This window comes from Bradyrhizobium sp. F1.13.3 (assembly GCF_040548265.1).
Classification (GTDB): Bacteria; Pseudomonadota; Alphaproteobacteria; order Rhizobiales; family Xanthobacteraceae; genus Bradyrhizobium.
Map to the genome: position 1 here is coordinate 36,789 of NZ_JBEPRI010000010.1, position 17,763 is coordinate 54,551.

At 63.6% G+C, this 17,763-nt stretch carries 15 protein-coding genes; 6 read left to right on the top strand and 9 right to left on the bottom strand.

Going from position 1 to position 17,763, the window contains the following annotated elements; genetic code table 11:
- The first annotated feature begins 94 nt into the window (after positions 1-94).
- A complete protein-coding gene (locus tag ABIB66_RS25295) occupies positions 95-1,171 on the top strand; it encodes a HoxN/HupN/NixA family nickel/cobalt transporter (RefSeq protein WP_354204968.1) in 1,077 nt (358 codons plus the stop codon).
- A gap of 16 nt (positions 1,172-1,187) precedes the next feature.
- Here ABIB66_RS25295 and ABIB66_RS25300 read toward each other — a convergent pair whose 3' ends face one another.
- From ABIB66_RS25300 to ABIB66_RS25310, 3 genes are all read right to left on the bottom strand, one after another.
- Entirely contained in the window at positions 1,188-2,699 is a 1,512-nt protein-coding gene (locus ABIB66_RS25300) for a helicase HerA domain-containing protein (protein ID WP_354204970.1), read from the bottom strand.
- A gap of 101 nt (positions 2,700-2,800) precedes the next feature.
- Positions 2,801-3,619, bottom strand: a complete 819-nt coding sequence (locus tag ABIB66_RS25305) for a CxxCxxCC domain-containing protein (RefSeq protein ID WP_354205511.1) — start codon at positions 3,617-3,619, stop codon at positions 2,801-2,803.
- A 520-nt stretch (positions 3,620-4,139) separates the two neighbouring features.
- The gene (locus ABIB66_RS25310) at positions 4,140-5,204 is read right to left on the bottom strand and encodes a ketopantoate reductase family protein (RefSeq protein WP_354060110.1); all 1,065 of its coding nucleotides are present in this window, start codon (positions 5,202-5,204) and stop codon (positions 4,140-4,142) included.
- 986 nt (positions 5,205-6,190) lie between these two features.
- On the opposite strand from ABIB66_RS25310, the gene ABIB66_RS25315 reads away from it, so the two are divergent.
- Positions 6,191-7,261, top strand: a complete 1,071-nt coding sequence (locus ABIB66_RS25315; protein ID WP_354256019.1) for an alpha/beta hydrolase family protein — start codon at positions 6,191-6,193, stop codon at positions 7,259-7,261.
- 49 nt (positions 7,262-7,310) lie between these two features.
- Here ABIB66_RS25315 and ABIB66_RS25320 read toward each other — a convergent pair whose 3' ends face one another.
- On the bottom strand, positions 7,311-7,790 hold the full coding sequence (locus tag ABIB66_RS25320) for a MarR family winged helix-turn-helix transcriptional regulator (protein ID WP_275169389.1): 480 nt from the start codon (positions 7,788-7,790) through the stop codon (positions 7,311-7,313).
- A 501-nt stretch (positions 7,791-8,291) separates the two neighbouring features.
- Between ABIB66_RS25320 and ABIB66_RS25325 the strand changes: the two genes are divergently transcribed.
- Positions 8,292-9,884: a porin gene (locus tag ABIB66_RS25325; protein WP_275169388.1), complete on the top strand. Its 1,593-nt coding sequence runs from the start codon at positions 8,292-8,294 to the stop codon at positions 9,882-9,884.
- Here the strand turns inward: ABIB66_RS25325 and ABIB66_RS25330 are convergent.
- The 5 genes from ABIB66_RS25330 to ABIB66_RS25350 all read right to left on the bottom strand — a co-directional run bounded on the left by ABIB66_RS25330 (position 9,869) and on the right by ABIB66_RS25350 (position 15,464).
- The gene (locus tag ABIB66_RS25330; protein ID WP_354256022.1) at positions 9,869-10,174 is read right to left on the bottom strand and encodes a hypothetical protein; all 306 of its coding nucleotides are present in this window, start codon (positions 10,172-10,174) and stop codon (positions 9,869-9,871) included. The two genes, ABIB66_RS25325 and ABIB66_RS25330, sit on opposite strands and share 16 nt — an antisense overlap.
- Positions 10,175-11,092: 918 nt before the next feature.
- On the bottom strand, positions 11,093-11,728 hold the full coding sequence (locus ABIB66_RS25335; protein ID WP_275169387.1) for a MarR family winged helix-turn-helix transcriptional regulator: 636 nt from the start codon (positions 11,726-11,728) through the stop codon (positions 11,093-11,095).
- Between the two features lie 851 nt (positions 11,729-12,579).
- Complete coding sequence (fliI, locus tag ABIB66_RS25340; RefSeq protein WP_354204979.1) at positions 12,580-13,905, bottom strand: flagellar protein export ATPase FliI; 1,326 nt, start codon at positions 13,903-13,905, stop codon at positions 12,580-12,582.
- A 38-nt stretch (positions 13,906-13,943) separates the two neighbouring features.
- Complete coding sequence (flgF, locus tag ABIB66_RS25345; RefSeq protein ID WP_354256025.1) at positions 13,944-14,672, bottom strand: flagellar basal-body rod protein FlgF; 729 nt, start codon at positions 14,670-14,672, stop codon at positions 13,944-13,946.
- Positions 14,673-14,675: 3 nt separating this feature from the next.
- Positions 14,676-15,464, bottom strand: coding sequence for a DUF1217 domain-containing protein (locus ABIB66_RS25350; RefSeq protein ID WP_354204981.1), 789 nt, complete (start codon positions 15,462-15,464; stop codon positions 14,676-14,678).
- Positions 15,465-15,606: 142 nt separating this feature from the next.
- Between ABIB66_RS25350 and motA the strand changes: the two genes are divergently transcribed.
- Genes motA through ABIB66_RS25365 form a run of 3 tightly spaced genes read left to right on the top strand, consistent with a single transcriptional unit; the run spans position 15,607 to position 17,736 of the window.
- Positions 15,607-16,506, top strand: a complete 900-nt coding sequence (motA, locus tag ABIB66_RS25355; protein ID WP_007613972.1) for a flagellar motor stator protein MotA — start codon at positions 15,607-15,609, stop codon at positions 16,504-16,506.
- The gene (locus ABIB66_RS25360) at positions 16,503-17,441 is read left to right on the top strand and encodes a flagellar motor switch protein FliM (RefSeq protein WP_245446762.1); all 939 of its coding nucleotides are present in this window, start codon (positions 16,503-16,505) and stop codon (positions 17,439-17,441) included. The genes motA and ABIB66_RS25360 overlap by 4 nt, the downstream gene beginning before the upstream one ends.
- Positions 17,422-17,736, top strand: a complete 315-nt coding sequence (locus ABIB66_RS25365; protein WP_275169383.1) for a hypothetical protein — start codon at positions 17,422-17,424, stop codon at positions 17,734-17,736. Before ABIB66_RS25360 ends, ABIB66_RS25365 begins: the two co-directional genes overlap by 20 nt.
- The last annotated feature ends 27 nt before the right edge of the window (positions 17,737-17,763 follow it).

The window sequence follows — 17,763 nt, forward strand, 5'->3', positions numbered from 1 at the left end:
ATATGCGATCATCAGGCGGCCGCCGGGTCTGGTCAGTATGACCATCCTGTGAAAAGATCATACCGCTCGTGCGTTGGTGCGTGCAGCGGACGGAATGATGGTCGTGACGAAATTATCTCTGCGGGCGGTCGAGCCCGGAACGGTGCTGCTGTTCGGCGGACTGATCGCGGCCAACATCGCGGCGTGGGCCTGGGCCTTCGCGGCGTTCGGTGACAGGCCGACGGTGATGGCGACCGCGCTGCTCGCCTGGGTGTTCGGCCTGCGCCACGCCGTCGATGCCGACCACATCGCTGCCATCGACAATGTCGTGCGCAAGCAGATGCAGGCAGGCGGCTCGCCGCGCAGCGTTGGTCTCTATTTCGCGCTTGGCCATTCCACAATCGTCGTGGTCGCGACCATGCTGCTCGCGCTCGGCGTCGTCAGCCTCGGTGGCGACAGCCTGCTCAAGGAGATCGGCGGCTTCATCGGCACATCGGTCTCGGCGCTGTTCCTGCTGGTGATCGCGGCCATCAATCTCGTCATCTTCGCCGGTCTGTGGCGAACGTTTCGCGCGGCGCGGGAGCGGGGGATTCACGATGCGGAGGGCCTCGAAGCCCTGCTTGCCAATCGCGGCCTCTTGGCGCGGCTGCTCGGCCCGATGTTCCGCCTGGTGACAAAACCCTGGCACATGTACCCGCTCGGCTTTTTGTTTGGGCTCGGCTTCGACACCGCAACCGAAATCGGCCTGCTCAGCATCTCCGCCGGCGAAGCCGCGCGCGGCGCTTCGTTTGCCGATGTCCTGGTTTTCCCCGCGCTGTTCGCGTCGGGTATGGCGCTGGTCGATACCGCCGACTCGGCACTGATGGTGAGTGCCTATCGCTGGGCCTTCGTCGATCCGCTGCGCAAGCTCTGGTACAACCTCACCATCACCGGCGCCTCCGTCGCGGTGGCGCTGTTGATCGGCGGCATCGAGGCGCTCGGGCTGATCGCGGATCGGCTCGACCTGTCCGGCGGCGTGTGGGCCCTGGTCGACGCACTCAACGACTCGCTCGCCAATGTCGGCTTCGCCGTGATCGCGCTGTTCGTGATCGCATGGCTCGTTTCGGTCGTGCTCTATCGGCGCATGTTTGGGGTTGAGCGGCGGCGCGCGGCGGATGCGCTTGTCGGCGCCGATGCTACCGAAGCGGCCTGAACGACGATCCGCTGGCTCAAGCCGGCGCCGCGCTCGCGACCTGCTCTGCCGGCAGGTCGTCGGCATTGGGATCGCCCGGCGCGGTGGCCCAGGCGAGTTCCACCAGCGTCACGATCCGGCGGCCGGCGCCGTCGAGCTGACAGACGATCAGGCCCTGCTCCTCCATGTAGCCGAGCAGGCGTTGTGCCCGGCGCAGCGAATGCGAGCCGTAGGCGCGGGCGATCGCGGCGTCGCCGGGGCAGGGCCAGCCTTCCTTCGCGGCGCGCGCGATCATCATGAACACGCCCTGCATGTCGTCGGGCAGGATTGAGGCGCGGAGCGATACGTCCTGCCAGGCGTCGTCCTCGGCGTGCTCGGCGCCGAGCCCGGCGCGTGCGCGTGTCAGCATGCGCCGAAATTCGGTGAGGTCGGGCACCGCCGAGCCGAGGCCCTCGATGCGGCAGCGGACCACGAACTCCTGGTAGAGCACGCCGACCGCGCGGAAACCGGCATCGGGCGCGGCGAGGACGGCACGAAGGGTTCGATCCACGCGCTCGCGCCGCTCTGCGAGCTCCTCGGCACTGACCGGGACCTCGATCATTTCGGGGCCGATCTCCGGTGCCGCAGCCTTCGCGGCGCGGAGTTGCTCCAGCAGATCGGGCGCGGGCCGGCGCTGCGGCCGGCTGGCATCGGGCGGCGGCGCTGCCAGGATCACGGCGCGCATATTTTCGAGCGTGGCCTCGGGCATCGGCATCAGCCGCGGCGTGGAATTGCGCGGCTGGGTTTCGGTCGCTCCGATATTCAAACGCAGGGGGCGTCGCGACAGCGCGGGGCCGAGCGCCATGAATTGTCCGCGTTCGAGATCGCGAAAGGATTCGGCCTGCCGCCGCTCCATGCCGAGCAGGTCGGCGGCGCGCGCCATGTCGATGTCGAGAAAGGTGCGGCCCATCAGGAAGTTGGACGCTTCCGCCGCGACGTTCTTGGCGAGCTTTGCCAGCCGCTGGGTCGCGATGATCCCGGCAAGTCCGCGCTTGCGGCCGCGGCACATCAGATTGGTCATCGCGCCGAGCGAAAGCTTTCGCGCTTCATCCGAGACTTCGCCCGCGACCGCAGGCGCAAACAGCTGCGCCTCGTCGACGACCACCAGCATCGGGTACCAATGGTCCCGGTCCACGTCGAAGAGCCCGCCGAGGAAGGCCGCGGCGCGGCGCATCTGGTTCTCGGCGTCGAGTCCTTCGAGATTGAGCACGGTGGAGACGCGATGCAGCCGCGCGCGCTCGCCGGCAACCTGAAGGCCGCGTTCGGTGTGATCCTCGGCCTCGATCACGAGATGGCCGAAATGCTCCGCCAGCGAGACGAAATCGCCTTCGGGATCGATGATGGCCTGTTGCACCCAGGGCGCGCTCTGCTCCAGTAGCCGCCGCAGCAGATGTGATTTGCCGGAGCCCGAATTGCCCTGCACCAGGAGGCGGGTCGCCAGCAGTTCCTCGAGGTCCATGGCTGCCGCGGCGCCCGCCGTGGTCTGCCCCATCTCGATCGCAACCGTCATGCCGACTCAAGTCCCATCATTCGCGGAGAGGGGCTTATCAACCCGGCCGCGGCGCGTCGAGCGCCACGGCGAGAATCATGCGTCGTTGCCCACGGCGGAGTTCAGGCGTGATTCGATTGCCGTAGAAGTGCGGGCCGATAGGGGGCTTGCGGATCGTCGTCCTCGTTCTCCGGGACGGCGCAGGAGCCGAACTCCTGCCTCATCCGCTCGATCTCGGCGATGCGCTCGTGCAGCCGCTGCAAATGCTCCGGGGAATTCGCCCGCCAGAATCGAAATGTCTCGGCCGTGAGCGGCAGGAACGCGGTGCCGAACAGCGTCGGCTCGGGAACGACGGTGCGCCCGAGCAGCAGGAAGCGGTCGGCGCCGGAGACGACGAGGGTCGCGTAGCCGCGGTTTCCGATTCGCCTGATCCCGTTCAGCGACCATTCGGCGAGCTTGCTGAAATAGGGCTCCTCGCGCCAGCGATCGGGGCAATGGTCGTCCACCGTCACGTTCACGGCGTCCTGGCTGAAATGCACGATGATGCCCGACTTCGCCGGAAACCAGTCGTCGTCGAGATGGCCTTGCAGCCAGGCGCAGACGAATGAACGGCACATCTGGGGACGGCGCTCGTAGATGGTGCAACCCGTGTCGGCCTGCCAATGCCCGCACAGCTGGTTCACCGGCTTGTCAACGGCGGCCACTTCGAGGATGTCGCAGCAGGCATTGCACGAGCCGCATTGCCGGGCAGGCTGGGTTGTCCTCGTCGGGCCGGTTCCGCGAAAACCCTGACCGTCGCGGACCAGCAGCTTCTGCTTCTCCAGCGCGTTCAACGCACGTTCGATTCTGAGACGAGACAGTCCGGTGGCGTCGATCACGCCCTTCATCGTCGTCGCGCCTGCCTCTACTGCGCGGACGACGCTCAGCATCGCCTGGTCCATGACTTCTTTTTCTGCAATTGTTCTGGTCTGGATTCCGAACGCAGGGGAGACTGCAAATCCTGTCTGAAAAACCCTTGAAAGACAGCTGACTTCCAAAGCTATCTTGCTCAGCCCTGGCCGCGAGACAAGACAACGAGCCTGCCGCGCGCGCATGCGGCGTTTGCGCAAATGAAGGATCTCGCCCGAAGCGCGCGGCCTCGGTCAAGCGCGCGGCGGACGAGAAATTGTGCGCTTTGGTTCAGTTCGAGCGGAAATGCCGCATTTTCACGCTGCGCCACGTCGAGACATGACCGGCAACATGGCTCTGTGTCATTCAGACGTGATATTTGCGGGTGAAAGCAGGAGGGAACTGAAAGCGACACGATCGCGTGATCGACGAGTTGCGATCACGCCTGTTGAGTGTGAATCACACCGGGAACAGTGCCGCGCGAGATGATTTGCGGGTAGGGCATGGTGACGCTCAGCCCCGGTGTCCTGGGAGCGCAAGCGCCGACGCGTTCGATGGCGATGGAAGCGCCCGTTACAGCGCGCCCGATCCGCCCTGCACGATCTTCTCGTTGAGCTTCAGGTCCACGGTCTCGACCGTGCGGTCGATCTCTGCATTGGGCGCGCCGAGCTGATGCGAGATCAGCTTCACCAAGAGGTCGACGCGCTCGATGAAGGGCGCGCCGCCCGCCACCGCGCGTGCGGCCGACGATGGCTTCAGCAGGCTCTCGGCAGCCTTGGCGTATTTCGCGAACGGCACCTGGTCTTGCGGATCGGCGCCGAGACGGCGGGCGATGGCGTCGACATGCTCGTAGATGGTCTGCGAGCGCGCGAGATCACCGTGCACGGCGTCGCGGATCGACTGCGGCTCGTGCGGCGTGATGCAGCGGTAGTTGCCGGTCAGCAGCATCGACCATTTCGCCAGCGGCACGAACAGAGAATCGAACACCTTCAACTTCACCGGCACGTCGTGGCCGTCGAGCGTCACCGCGTCGATGTCGGCTTCGAGCTCGCGCAGCACCTTGTTGTGCGTCTCGTCGGCGAACACGGATGCCTTGAAATTCGTGGGCAGGCCGACGTGAAGCACGTTCGCAGCCTCTTCCGGCGGACGGAACGCCTGCGGGTCGGGCGAGCACAGGGTGACCAGCCCGGGCTCGAAGCGCTCCCACACCTGCGCATTGGTGTAGGCCTCCTCGAGATCCATGTCGGCGAGCGAGGGGATCCGCTTCAGATAGGGCAGCGGCGGCATGTTCATGATCGACAGGCACGGCAGCTTCGCCGCGGCGATCCTGACCATGAGAACGCGCACCGTGTGGTTGGTGTATTGCGGCTCCTGCATCGCAAGGCCGACCATGTCGTAACGGGACAAGTCCACATTGGCCGGCGTCACGGCGTCGAGCTTGCCGGGCAGGTCGCGCGAGAAGATGGCGCGGTGAACCGCCTCGTCACGCAACTTGATGCGCACCTCGGTCCCCTCGCGGTTGATCAGCTCTGCGGTCTTGGTGCGGCAGACCAGGGTCACGTTGTGCCCCGCCATCAGCAGCTTGGTGCCCAGCAGGGAGCCGTAGGAAGCCCCGAGAATCAGGATGTTACGCGCCATGTCTCGTCCCTTTGACAAATTGTGCGATTTTTGAGCCCCGGCCGTCATCCGCGGCGAGTTTGGCGGGCATGTAAGGCAAAGTGCGCGGGAATGGCAACTGGGATAATGGATACAAGGCGCAGAAGGCGCGGCAAGCGGCGCGGCGTGGTGCTTGACGCCAAAAGCGAGTCGACGCCTGACCGGCGACGGGTCCTGCCGGTGCTTGAGCTGCTCAAATAACTGGCTTACCGAAGTAAGGAATGTTGTATGTTCCCGATCGCCGGGGCTCGCCCAGAACGCGATTATACCTCGTCACGTCTCGCGCGCCGGGCGCGGATGAGCGCCTTCGAGGATTTGTCGCGCCGGTTTTCCTGCGGCACTAACAGCCGGAAAGTCCCTTTGGAAGGCCGTCGGCATCGATCAGGCGGCAACCCGCCGCATATTTTATCGCTATCGTGATGGGTGGCACGCCGGATCGGCGTCATCAGGAATTCATGATGGAAGCCGACACAGGCGATGGGTTTTCCGTTACCGAATGAGCTCCAATTTTAGTCGTCCACAGCAACAAAAAACGACAAACGCGGGACAGCAAAAAATGGCAGAGTGGTGCGGGGCCTAAACTGTGTATCAGCAACGGAGCTGAGGTATGACGATTGAGGGGAGCCCGCGTGGACTTTGTATCGAGACCGGCTCGTTCGAACCAAACATCGTTTCGGCCGGTTTTCGTGCGGAGCCAACACCGAATGATCGTCAGCCTCGGGGCGTCGCCGCGCAGACTGAACACACTGGCTATTGTGACCTTTCGCTGCGCGCCCAAAGGGCCGGGAAAGAGATCAAAGCACGTTGCACCATCGGCGGACACAAGCATGACGGTCGCGATCATGCCCGCCCACGATCGTACCTTGTGCATGGCGCTGCGCTGAAAGCGAAGCCGGCAAATCCTTGCAATTCAAGTCTCTGGCAGTCCCTGTCCGGGCAAGCGTTCACGGCGCCGTTAGGGGACTGACATGGATGGTGCTCATTCGTCTCGCTGCTCGCGCGACGGCGCGGGTAGCAATCTGGCACGCTTGCGCAGTCGCGCGTCGGAATTTTTCGAGAACCTGTCCGTCACGGAACTTGCGCGTGAGGCGCACAGGCATCTCTGGGTTTCAGAGTGGTCGAGGATTGCTGACGACTACCGGATCTTCGCCGAATCCGCGCGGGACGATGGCTCCGTCTGGATTTCACGCGAGGCGTGGCTGTGCTCGCTGACAGCCCTCGAAATCGCACGAAGTCTGTCTTGTCTGGAAGATTCCACGCGCCTCGACCTCGCAGACAAGGCCGGGATCGGCCTGAGAGGCTTCGAGGATGATGCCGGTCAGGTGATCGAGCGCGTGAAGATCGATGGCTTCGATCAAGAAGCGTTGACGGGCCTCTTTTTGCCCGCTTGTCGTCGTGAGCCTGGGGCACCCGCACTCATCTGCGTCGGTGACGATGAGGGCTCCTTGGCCTCGATGATGAGCCGATTGTGGCCGGCCGCACTCTGCCGGAATGTGTCACTCCTGCTTGTCGATGCCCGCGCTTCAGCTGCTCGTCGCTCCTTCAAGCCGGAGCACGTCCTGCAGTGCTGGCTGGACTATCTGGAGGCTCGGCCGGATGTCGATGGACAGCGGATTTCGGTCTACGGCGAAGGGATGTGCGCCAGTGATGTATCCCGCCTCGCCTTATATGATCGCAGGATAGCTGCCGCGGTGTGCGATGGCGGCCTCTTGGCGTCGGTCAAGCGTCGTGCGTCGGTTCACTGGATGACCGGCGTCGAGCAGACGGTCCTTGACGGGGCCTCGACAGGCTCGCTGCTGCCGTCGCGTCAAATCGCTTGCCCGCTGCTCATGGTCGTCGGGAGCCGCTCGATGGTCCGGGAAGCGGAGGCTCTCGAGCTGCAGGCCGGTTATCGGCACGCCGGAGCCGATTGCTCGGTCGTCGTGCCAAACCGGATCCGTACCCTTTGGGCGAGATCGAGAATTTCATCTCCGTGGACGATTTCATCTTCCAGTGGCTGGACAGCAAACTCGGAACGGCCGGTCGGATCGATCCCGTAACCTACCTCTAGGCGTGACAGACGCACATTCCACTCAGGACATCGGAAGATCAGGACACGTCGATCGCCAGCAATCGTGCAGCCAGCCGGGCATTCTTGGCAATCGTCGTGAGCGCATCATTCAGGTCTGTCAGGGTCTTCTCGTCGAGCTCGTTGAACATGGTCGAGTTCAAGGCAAGCTTTCTCTTGGAGAGCTTTTCGATCTCCGTGGTCGCCTTTGCGGTGAGCGACATCAGGACGAAGCGCGCGTCGTCCTCTGCAGGCCGCCGCGACAGGAAGCCCCCCTTTTCGAGACTCTTGGTCTGGTTGGTCACGAAGGCCGGGTGGACGCGCAGCTTGTTCGCGATGTCGATTCCGGCGACACCTCGCCCTTCGTCCAATTCGGTGATGGCCATCAGGATCAGCCACTGCGGCTCGGTAATGCCCAGCAGTCCAGCCCAGCTGGTGTGGATGTCCTCCAGCTGGGAATGAATTTCGACGACGTTCCAGATGAAGTCCGTAATCGCCCTGTCGAGTTTCTTCTCGATCATGTGGCTCCCTCCCCGTTTATCCCTTGCCTATCTTTAATGGGATATCTTGGAAGCGTCTCGAAAATCGCGCGCCGGCCAAACGGAGGTACCGCGCGGAAGAAATCGTAGACCAAATTATTACTTGCAAAGAACAATTAATTTTATTATCGACTATCGTGCTCTATTTCGCTTTCTTGACCCACTCGATGGACAGCGATGCGAGACCTCCAAGAAGCCCTCGGGATGCCCCCTGAGGGCTTTTCTTGTTTCAGGCAACGGCTCTTCTGGGGGATATCGCCGCTGTTGCTCTTAGGACACATCGCGGCTCGAACTGTCGATTCATCAAATCAATAAATTGAGGCAGTTGTTTTTATAAACTATATGTGAAGCCACGACGGAGGGGGGGCACCTCACTGTCGTTTCAGTCCGGACCTTCGTGCGGATCTGAATTGAGCGAAATTGAGAGGGTAAAGCGGCTTCCTCCGGGAGCCGAGCCCCCTGAACCGACCTGGAGGTTTACTAATGAAGTTGACGAAGACACTCTTTCTCGGCTCGGCTGCCGGCCTAATGGCCGCATCCGGAGCGTTCGCTGCCGATCTCCCCGTGAAGGCCAAAGCGGTCGAATACGTAAAGATCTGCTCGCTGTACGGCGCCGGCTTCTATTACATCCCGGGCACCGACACCTGCATCAAGCTCGGCGGTTACATGCGCGCTGACGCCGTGCTGGGCTCCAACTCGGACTTCAATCCGAACCAGGGCGGTACTGCCGGTGCTCGCAACCGCATGATGAACTACTACACCTTCCGTTCTCGTGAAGACCTCAACATCGACACCCGCACTGCGACCGAGTACGGCGTGGTCCGCACCTTCTTCGACGGCGTCTTCACCTGGACGAGCGGCAATTACACCCCGACCGGTTCGGCAACGGGTGGCACCCAGTACAGCGGCGCGCTCGGTCTCAACGCCGCGGGCACCGCCCTCGTCGGTTCGAATGGTAGCGGCAGCGTCAACGGCACCGACGGCAACACCTCGGCCGGTGCGCTCGGCGTGTACTATGCCTTCATCCAGTTCGCCGGCTTCACGATGGGTAAGGCCGTGTCGCAGTTCGACGCGCCCTGGACCAACTATCCCGGCAACATCACCGATAACCTCGTCGGCGGCAGCGGCACGGTCACTGGTGTCAACCAGTTCACCTACACCGCCGACTTCGGTCAGGGCATCACGGCAGCGTTCTCGGCTGAAGACGTCTCGGCCTACTATCAGGCCGGCAACCTCAACATGAGCGGCGCGACCGCGGGCGGCATGATCGGCGGTTCGTACGGCACCAACGCCATCGGCGGCACCCGTTCGCCGAACCTCGTTGCTATGGTGCGTGTCGACCAGGCTTGGGGTCTCTTCCAGGCGTCGGTGGCTGCGCATGACAACCACGTTGGTTACTACGGCGCGACCGAGCCGACTGGCCACCCCGACGACAAATGGGGTTGGGCGGTTCAGCTCGCTCTGTCGATCAAGAACATCCCGACCGGCGCGGGTGACACGATCAACATCCAGGGCGTCTACACCGATGGTGCGACCCGCTACAACTTCCAGAATCTGTCGGGCAGCTCCTATGCGCTGTACGGCAACTCGGGCATTGCTGGCTCTTACGGCAGCATCGGCTTCGCCAATGCTCCCGACACGGTGTTTGTTGGTGGCGCAACGCCGAGCCAGCAGGAAACTGTGAAGACCTGGGGCTTCCGCGGCGCCTACACCCACAACTGGGATCCCAACTGGAACTCCGCGCTCTACGGTGCCTACGCTCAGGCCCAGTTCGGCACGCTGGCCAAGACCACCCTGTGCGGTGCTGGCGGCGGCGGCGGCGTGTTCGGCGGCCTGGCGGGTGTGACGGGTTGCAACCCGGACTTCGCGATCGGCCAGCTGGGTGTCGTCACCCGATGGACCCCGGTCAAGAACCTGACCTTCTCGGCGGATGTCTCCTGGACCCATCTCGACCAGAAGTACTCTGGCACGGTTGGCATCTCCCCGTCGGCCACGACCGCCAAGCCGGCCGCGGTCTACGAGCTGAAGGATCAGGACTCGATCGCCATGATCCTCCGCGCTCAGCGCAACTGGTAAGATCTGTCGAAACACATCAACGAACACCCGGCGGGAAACCGCCGGGTGTTTTTTGTTGGGCACGGCCGATGATGTAAAGCGGCGAAGCCGGAAGCCGGAAGCCGGTGCCCGAGCGCAAGCGTGATCCGCGGCCACTCTTCCGGCGCGAGACCTTGCTCGAATTGCGGCGCGCTCGCTTCGGGCGACGGCCGCTCATCACCCGTCGGGCAAAACACCTGAAAGGCTGTCAATCGGCCGCCGCAAAAACATTCTACTTTACCGAAATTCGGAAACGGCGTATGTTCGGTCATCCCGGCTCATCCTTGAGGGGCGATCTTGTGGTCGTCACGTTCGCGAGCCGGGCTTGCGGTGGACGCGGCAGCGTTCGGGTGCGAGAGGCTAAGGGCAGGGCGGATTGCTCTCCGTGAGCCCAAGGCTTCGTTCCGACGAGCGGCGCTGCTAGGCTTCGTCTCGTCTGTAAGTTTCCGGCTCCGTCGACAGGGCTGGGAAAACTGCGGCGAAATGGCGGGCCGTGCGTACGGCAAAACCGTGTGGTCCTGGCCGTCGTTGCTACGGTCAAGCTCTTGCGGATGCGGCATCTGCGTCAACCGGCGCGGTGTCGGTGACTTTCGCGAGGGCGAGGGAGGCCAAAAGGAACTCGGCTCCCGGGAGAGCACGGCATAAGCCGTCCAACCATCGCGCAGGGAAGGCCGAGTGATTGGCTACACCTGTATGCTGCTGTGCGGTTTTCCTGCGTGTGCTTTTCGCGCAGCGGACCGCGGGTGCCAGCCGGCACCCGGCCTTCCCTGCGCCCTCTTGGATAAGAGGGTGGAATGACGAAGCAAAGCTCGGGCGAAATCAGCCGCGAGGATGCGAAGGTGTGTCCGCAATTCAAAATGCGAGGAACAGTGGCGCTATCGCCTCATACTCCGTCATTGCGAGCGCAGCGAAGCAATCCAGTCTGCCGCCGCGGAGGGATTCTGGATTGCTTCGCTGCGCTCGCAATGACGATGTGGAGAGAGTGTGTGCCACACTCCGCTCCCGTGCCCCGGACGCAGCGCAGCGCTCTTGCGGTACGCTGGAGAGCCGGGGCCCATGTCGCGATATGGGACCGTGTCGCCATCTGGATCCCGGCTCTGCGCTGCAAGGCTTCGCGCTGCAGCTTGTCCGGGATATGAGAGACGAAATTGTCCGCAGCGCAAGCTCCGCGCGCGGAAATCACGCGTGCCTCACCCCTGGTTCGCCACGCGCGCGCGGTCGAGATGCTCCTCGATCTTGGGACGGTCGCGGGTGCGCTCGAAACTGGTGCAGAGCAGTTCGGTCTCATCCAGCGAAACCGGGGCGCGATACAGGCGGCACATGAATTCGGCCGTAGCGCGTCCCTTGCCGGTACCCGGCCCGCGTTCGGCGAGAAACATGCAGTCCCGGCAGATGCTGGCATCGAGCCGCTGATGTGCCGCGTCGAGGTGATTGAGGATCTCGCGCAGCGAATCGCGAAGCCTGACGCACTCGTCGGGTCCGAGCGCCGTGACCGCGTTCAGCACGTGATTGATCGGATCGTGCTGGCTCAGGCACTTTTCGCCCTGCGCAGTGACGTGCAGCACGACAGAACGCTTGTCTTCGTGCGACGGCTTTCGCACCAGGAAGGACTTGCCCTCCAGCGTCTTCACGATCTGCGATGCGGTCGCCCTGGTGGCGCCGATGAAGCCGGCAAGCGCGGACGGCGTACGCGAAAACCTGTTGGCGCGGCCGAGAAAGCGCAGCGCCATCCATTCCCGGTCGCGCAACCCATGTTGATTGCCTTCGAAATACCAAGCCCTCGCCGCCTGAACCAGCAGCTCGACGGCTTCTCTTGCCAATGGCATGAATTCCTACCTTGCCCCGGGAGTCACGTTTGCGGCGCCCCGGAGCCGCCTTCCGTCGTTGCGCACGAGCCGTTTGCGAGAAGTCGTACCGACCGCGATATCCGACACATGCACCGTGCTCTTCTCTCGCGTGAAGGCACGGCCTGCCTGGCGCCCGACATGGACGGATGGGCACTGCAGGTTATGACGCGGGAAGCGGTGTTGCTGTTGGTATGCCATTCGCGGCGTCGTCGCACGGGAGCCCGAATAGCCGTCGCCAGCAGACGATGGATCGGAGTAGTTCAACCGAAGCCCCTAAGGTTCAAGTCACACGCAGACGTTTCTTATGTTCGACGAAACGATGAATGAGCTTCTCAACAAAATCAAGTAGAGACCCTCTCTGAGACAGGATGTCGTCGCAGGCGAATGTAACGTTCAAGACAATCTCGCACTTCGGGGACACATGATGGTGAACGCAATACCCTGTCCCACGAGCAACATGCACGTGACTATGCGACGGTTTTATTGCACGGCACGTTGTTGGCTGTCGTTGATGCAAGTTGGTCGAAGCTTGTGCATGACGACGATGTGCGTCGGCATGTCATCCACAACTTGTGCGTTCTGCCAAGGATTGTCTGAGGGAACTCACAGGAATTACACGCGGCGGTTGTCCGGACCGAATCGAGGAATCGCCGTTTAGTCGCATTCGGCGCGGCTGCGCGATTTTCTCACCCGAACGGCGGAGGCGATCGCGGCGGAAACCAGAGATGGTCGCGCATGCGCGGCAAGCGTGGCTACATGCGCAAGCGCCTGTCGAAAACCACGAGCAGGGTGCGATCGCGGGGCGCCTCGCCGACTCAAGCTGAGACTTGCTAGTCGCCCTTGAGCATGTCCCGCAGCTCGCGGAACGGATCGGCGCTTGGCGGAGCCGAAGCGTCCTGCCGCATCGCGCCGTAGATTCTTGGGACCATGTCGACCGCCTGGTCGAGCCCCGAATCACGTCCCGCCTGGTATCCGCCCATCAGGCGAAGGTCGCGCGTGTCCTCGTATTTCGCGATCATGGCGCGCAGTTTGCTCACCAATTCGCGCTCTTCGGGGTCCCAGACGTTATGGGCGAGGCGGGAGACCGAACCCAGAACGTCCACGGCCGGGTAACGCGCCTGGTCGGCGATGTGCCTGGAGAGCACGATGTGTCCATCGAGTGTGCTGCGGATGGTATCGGCGATCGGCTCGTTGTGATCGTCGCCGTCCACCAGCACGGAGAAAATCCCGGTGATCGTCCCGGATCCCTCCTCACCAGGTCCGGCGCGCTCCAGAAGGCGCGGCAGATCGGTGAAGACGGTGGGTGCGTAGCCGCGCGCGACCGCGGGCTCACCCGCGGCGAGCGCGACTTCACGGGCGGCGTGGGCGAAGCGGGTGATCGAATCGACCATGAGCAGGACCGATTCGCCCCGGTCTCGGAAATATTCGGCAACCGCCATGGCCGTCTTCGGCGCCAGTCGCCGCATCATCGGGCTCTCGTCTCCCGTCGACACGATCGTGACGGCGCGGTGACGGTCGGCGCCCAGCACGTCCTCGATAAATTCGCGCACCTCGCGGCCGCGCTCGCCGACCAGGGCCAGCACGACGGTGTCAAAACCCTGACTGCGGGCGAGCATCGCAAGCAGCGTCGATTTGCCGACGCCGGAGCCGGCAAAGATGCCGACGCGCTGGCCGGCGCAGATCGGGGCGAACAGGTCGATGACGCGTACGCCGGTGCGCAGCGGCTTGTGGACCCGCGCGCGCTTCATGGCCGAAGGCGCCTCCGCCTCGGCCGAGACCGGACGCGACCCGGGGGCGAGAGGGCCCTGTCCGTCCAGCGGCGCTCCGAGCGCGTTGATGACGCGGCCCTTCCAGCTCGGATCCGGCGCAAAGGACATGGGGGGCATCCGGTAGGCGACGGAGCCGAGGCCGCCGGCGAACTGCCGGTCGAACGGCTTGGCGATGATGCCCTCGCTGTCGATCCGCACCACCTCGCCGATCTGGGGCTTGCCGCCGGAGTTGACGCCGATCAGTTCGCCCAGCCTGACGAAGCGCGACAGGCCGGAGACGCGGAAATGCGTCGACGCGATCTCGGAGATCGCGCCGCTGACGCTTGCCAGGGGAGTGCTCTGCTGAAGCTCCAGCAGCGCCCACTCAAGTTGCCGAAGAGCGTTCAAGGAAACCGTCCAACCTCATTGCGCGCGGGGCGCGCAGTCTATTTGCCGGGTTCGCCCAGCGTCCGGATTGCGTTCTGGAGCGAGCTCTCGGTGCCCTCGATCATCGAATTGGTGCCGTCGAAGGCGCGCGAGGCCGCGATCAGCTTCGTCAATTCCATCATCGGATTGGCGCCGGAGCCTTCGACATAGCCCTGCTCGAAGCCGTCGCGGGAGAAGTCGGCGATGGCGGTCGCAGGCCGGTCGGGCGTGACGCCCGAATTGCCGTAGCGGTCGAGATTGGCGTCCGCGGGAATGTTGAACAGGCCGATGGTGCCGATCTCGTTGTTGTCCTGGGTGATCGCGCCGCTCCGCGCAATCGAGACCGGTCCGCCGTTCGGATCCAGGGTGATCTGCGCGCCGCCGGAATCGATGACGGGGAAGCCGGACACGGTCTGAAGGTCGCCGTTGGCGGCGATCTGGAGGCGACCGTCGCGCGTATAGACCGTGCCGTTCGGACCGGCGAAGGCGATCCAGCCCTGTCCGACCACGGCGACGTCGAGCGGGTTGCCGCTCTCGGTGATGCTGCCCATCTCGCGCGAGATGATGTTGTCGCCGGGCGAGGAGAAGGCGACCGGGTTCGCGCCCGCCTTGGACAGCACCGTCTCGAACTTCACCACGTCGGTGCGGAACGCCGCCGTGTTGACGTTGGCGACGTTGTTGGCGATCGTCTGGAGGCGCTTTTCGAGGGCGACCTGCGCCGACAATCCTACATAGAGGGCCGATTGCATGACTTACCTGTTGAACTTGATGTTCTGAAGTGTCGTGAGCACGTTGGTATCCATGCCGATCGACGTTGTGGCGCCGCCGATCAGGACCAGCGCCGGGTTGGTCGAGTTATCGCTCTGGGCCTGGGTCGCATCCCACAGCGCCGCGAAGCGCTGCACGAATTTGGTGACCTTGGCCGGGTCCTGGAAATCGGTCAGCTTGATCTTGCTCGCGATCATCTTGGCCTGGGCATCGATATCAGCCGAGCTGACCGTCGACGGCAGGCCGAGCGCCGTCTGGACCACTTGCGTCATCGCCTTGTCCGCGAGGATCTGGTAGGAATTGGTGATCGTGGAGGCCTTGCGCGTGAAATAGAGCGCCAGCCGCAGACCCTCGTTCTGGTCGCCGGCCTTCTCCTCCATCGTCTGCATGACGAACTGGGTCGCCGTGCCAGTCGTGGCCGCGGCGGTTTGGGTCGCCTTGTCGCCGAGGGCGGCGAAATTGAATGCTGCGGCGATTTGCCGGTAGCGGGTGTCGGTCAGCTTGTTGGCGAAGGTCTTGTTGTCGGCGATACCCTCGGTCAGCACCTTGCGCATGAACGCCTTGGCGTAGGTCATGTCGCTGAGGCCATATGCCTTCATCGCGTAGGAATAGAGGCGATAGTCCTTCAGGAAGTCGTCGATGGTCTTCACGTTGCCGATGTGGCTGAGGAAATAATCGGTGTCGCGGCTGACGTCCGGCTGCGTCGCGACCTGTGTCAGCGACTTGCCCATGTCCTTGGTCAGTCTGGTGTAGTCCGCGATGGTGGATAGCATGACACGCGCCCCTCTGGCCGCTCTCGCGACGTCGTCCCAAGCTGCCGTGAATCGCTTGCGCGAGGCTGGCGAGGGGGAAGCCAGCCTCGCGCAAGGCTCGCCGACTAGATATTCCCGATGGGATCGGTGATGGAGCGGCGCGTTGGGCAGTTTCGTGGGGATCGTCATCACGGTAGCGGCACTGCTGGGCGGATTCGCCGCCATGGGCGGGCATCTGGGCGTGCTGATGCAGCCGTGGGAGTTCGTGATCATCATGGGCACCGCGGCCGGCACCTTCATCATGGCCAATCCCTGGAAGACGGTCGCGGATACCGGGCTTGCCTGCGTGCAGGCTGTGACGGGGGCGGTGCCCGGTCAGCGCTACTATCTCGATCTGCTCGGTGCACTGCACGCGCTGATGCGGGAGCTGCGGGGCAAGGGCCGCAACGAGGTCGAGGCGCATATCGACGATCCCGCGTCCTCCGAGATCTTCAAGGCGTTCCCGAGCGTGCTCGGAGATCCGTCGCTGCTCCAGTTCATCTGCGATTACGTCCGCCTCATCATCATGGGTAACGCGCGAACGCACGAGATCGAAGCGCTGATGGACGAGGAGATCCACACCATCGTGAAGAGCAAGCTGGCGCCCTACCACGCGCTGGTGGTGGTCTCGGAAGCGCTGCCTGCGCTCGGCATCGTCGCCGCGGTGCTCGGCGTCATCAAGGCCATGGGCGCGCTCGACCAGTCGCCGAAGCTGCTGGGCGGCTTCATCGGCGCCGCCCTCGTCGGCACTTTCGCTGGTATTTTCCTGTCCTACGGCATCATTTCGCCCTTCGCGATGAAGGTGAAGATGACGCGCGAGAAGCGCTGCCGGCCCTACATCATCGTCAAGCAGACGCTGCTGGCATTCATGAACGGCGCCATGCCGCAGATTGCCGTCGAGCACGGCCGCAAGATGATCGCGAGCCCCGAGCGGCCCTCGATCGACGTCGTCGAGAACGAGACGATCGCGGGCCCCAAGGCTGTTGTGACCGAGGTTGAACCGAAGGCTGCGCGCGCATCATGATGGAAGCCCTCGACGTCGATCAGCGCAAACCGCTGCCGAACTATCTGCTGGACGCCGCCGGCATCTCGATCGAGCGCATGCCGATGCTCAATGTGATCTTCGATCGCATGGCGGCATCGTGCACGGACAGCCTGCAGCCGATAGCGGGAACGCCGTGCTATTTTTCAGTCAACGGCATCACCAACGACCGTGTCGGCGACATCATCAAGGACTACGAGGCCAATGCGGTTGCGGCTGTGCTCTATGCCGAGCAGTGGGATTCCCGCATCATCATCATGCTCGACCGCGACTTCGTGTTCACCATGGTCGAGGCGATGTTCGGCTCCGACGGCGCCGAACCGCCGCTCGACGTCGAGCGCAGTTTCTCGAACATCGAGATCCGCCTGGTCCAGGCGCTGTTCGAGCGGTTCGCCAAGGCGCTGCAATCCGCTTTCGCCGGCACCTCAAACGTCACCTTCCGCGTGGAGCGGGTCGAGACCGCGATGGCGTCGCTGGCGATCGGGCGGAGCGGCAACATGTCGATCTGCGCGAACATCATGCTGCAGGCACTCTACCGCGGCGGCCAGATGTTCCTCATCATTCCGCACTCCGCGCTCAACCCGCTCAGGCAGAAGCTCGCGACCGTCGTCGTCAGCGACGGCCGCGCGGCCGATCCGCGCTGGCGCGAGCAGATGGAGACCGAGGTTCACCGCACCGAGGTGACGCTGAGCGCGGTGCTGGACGAGAAGATGATTTCGCTCGGCGATGTCGTGAAGTTCCAGGTCGGGCAGGTGCTCGAACTCGAAGCCACGCCGCGCACGCTGGCTCGGCTCGAGAGCAACAACCAGGTGCTGTTCTGGTGTCAGATCGGCCAGCTTGATGGCTATTACGCCATGCAGGTGGCAGATCCCGTCGATCAGAAACGGGAGTTCGTCGATGATATCCTATCTCGTTGATGCCGTGCTGCTGATTGCGCTCGCCTTCACCAGCATGCGGGTGACCAGGATGCATCGCGAGCTGGCGCGGTTGCGCAGCTACCAGGGCGAGTTCTCGACCATCGTCCAGGAGACGGCGGGCGCCTTCGACACGGTCATCACCGCGGCGCATGATTCCACCGCAAATCTCGGACGGCTCGCCAACGTGCTGAGCACGAAGATCGATCAGGCCCACGAGGCGATCGCGGCGCTCGATGCGAGGAGCGGGCTCGCATCCCCGGCGACCGCGGGCGGCGCCGACGTGAACAAGCATTGAAGCCGAAGCCGGCGGAATAGATACGAT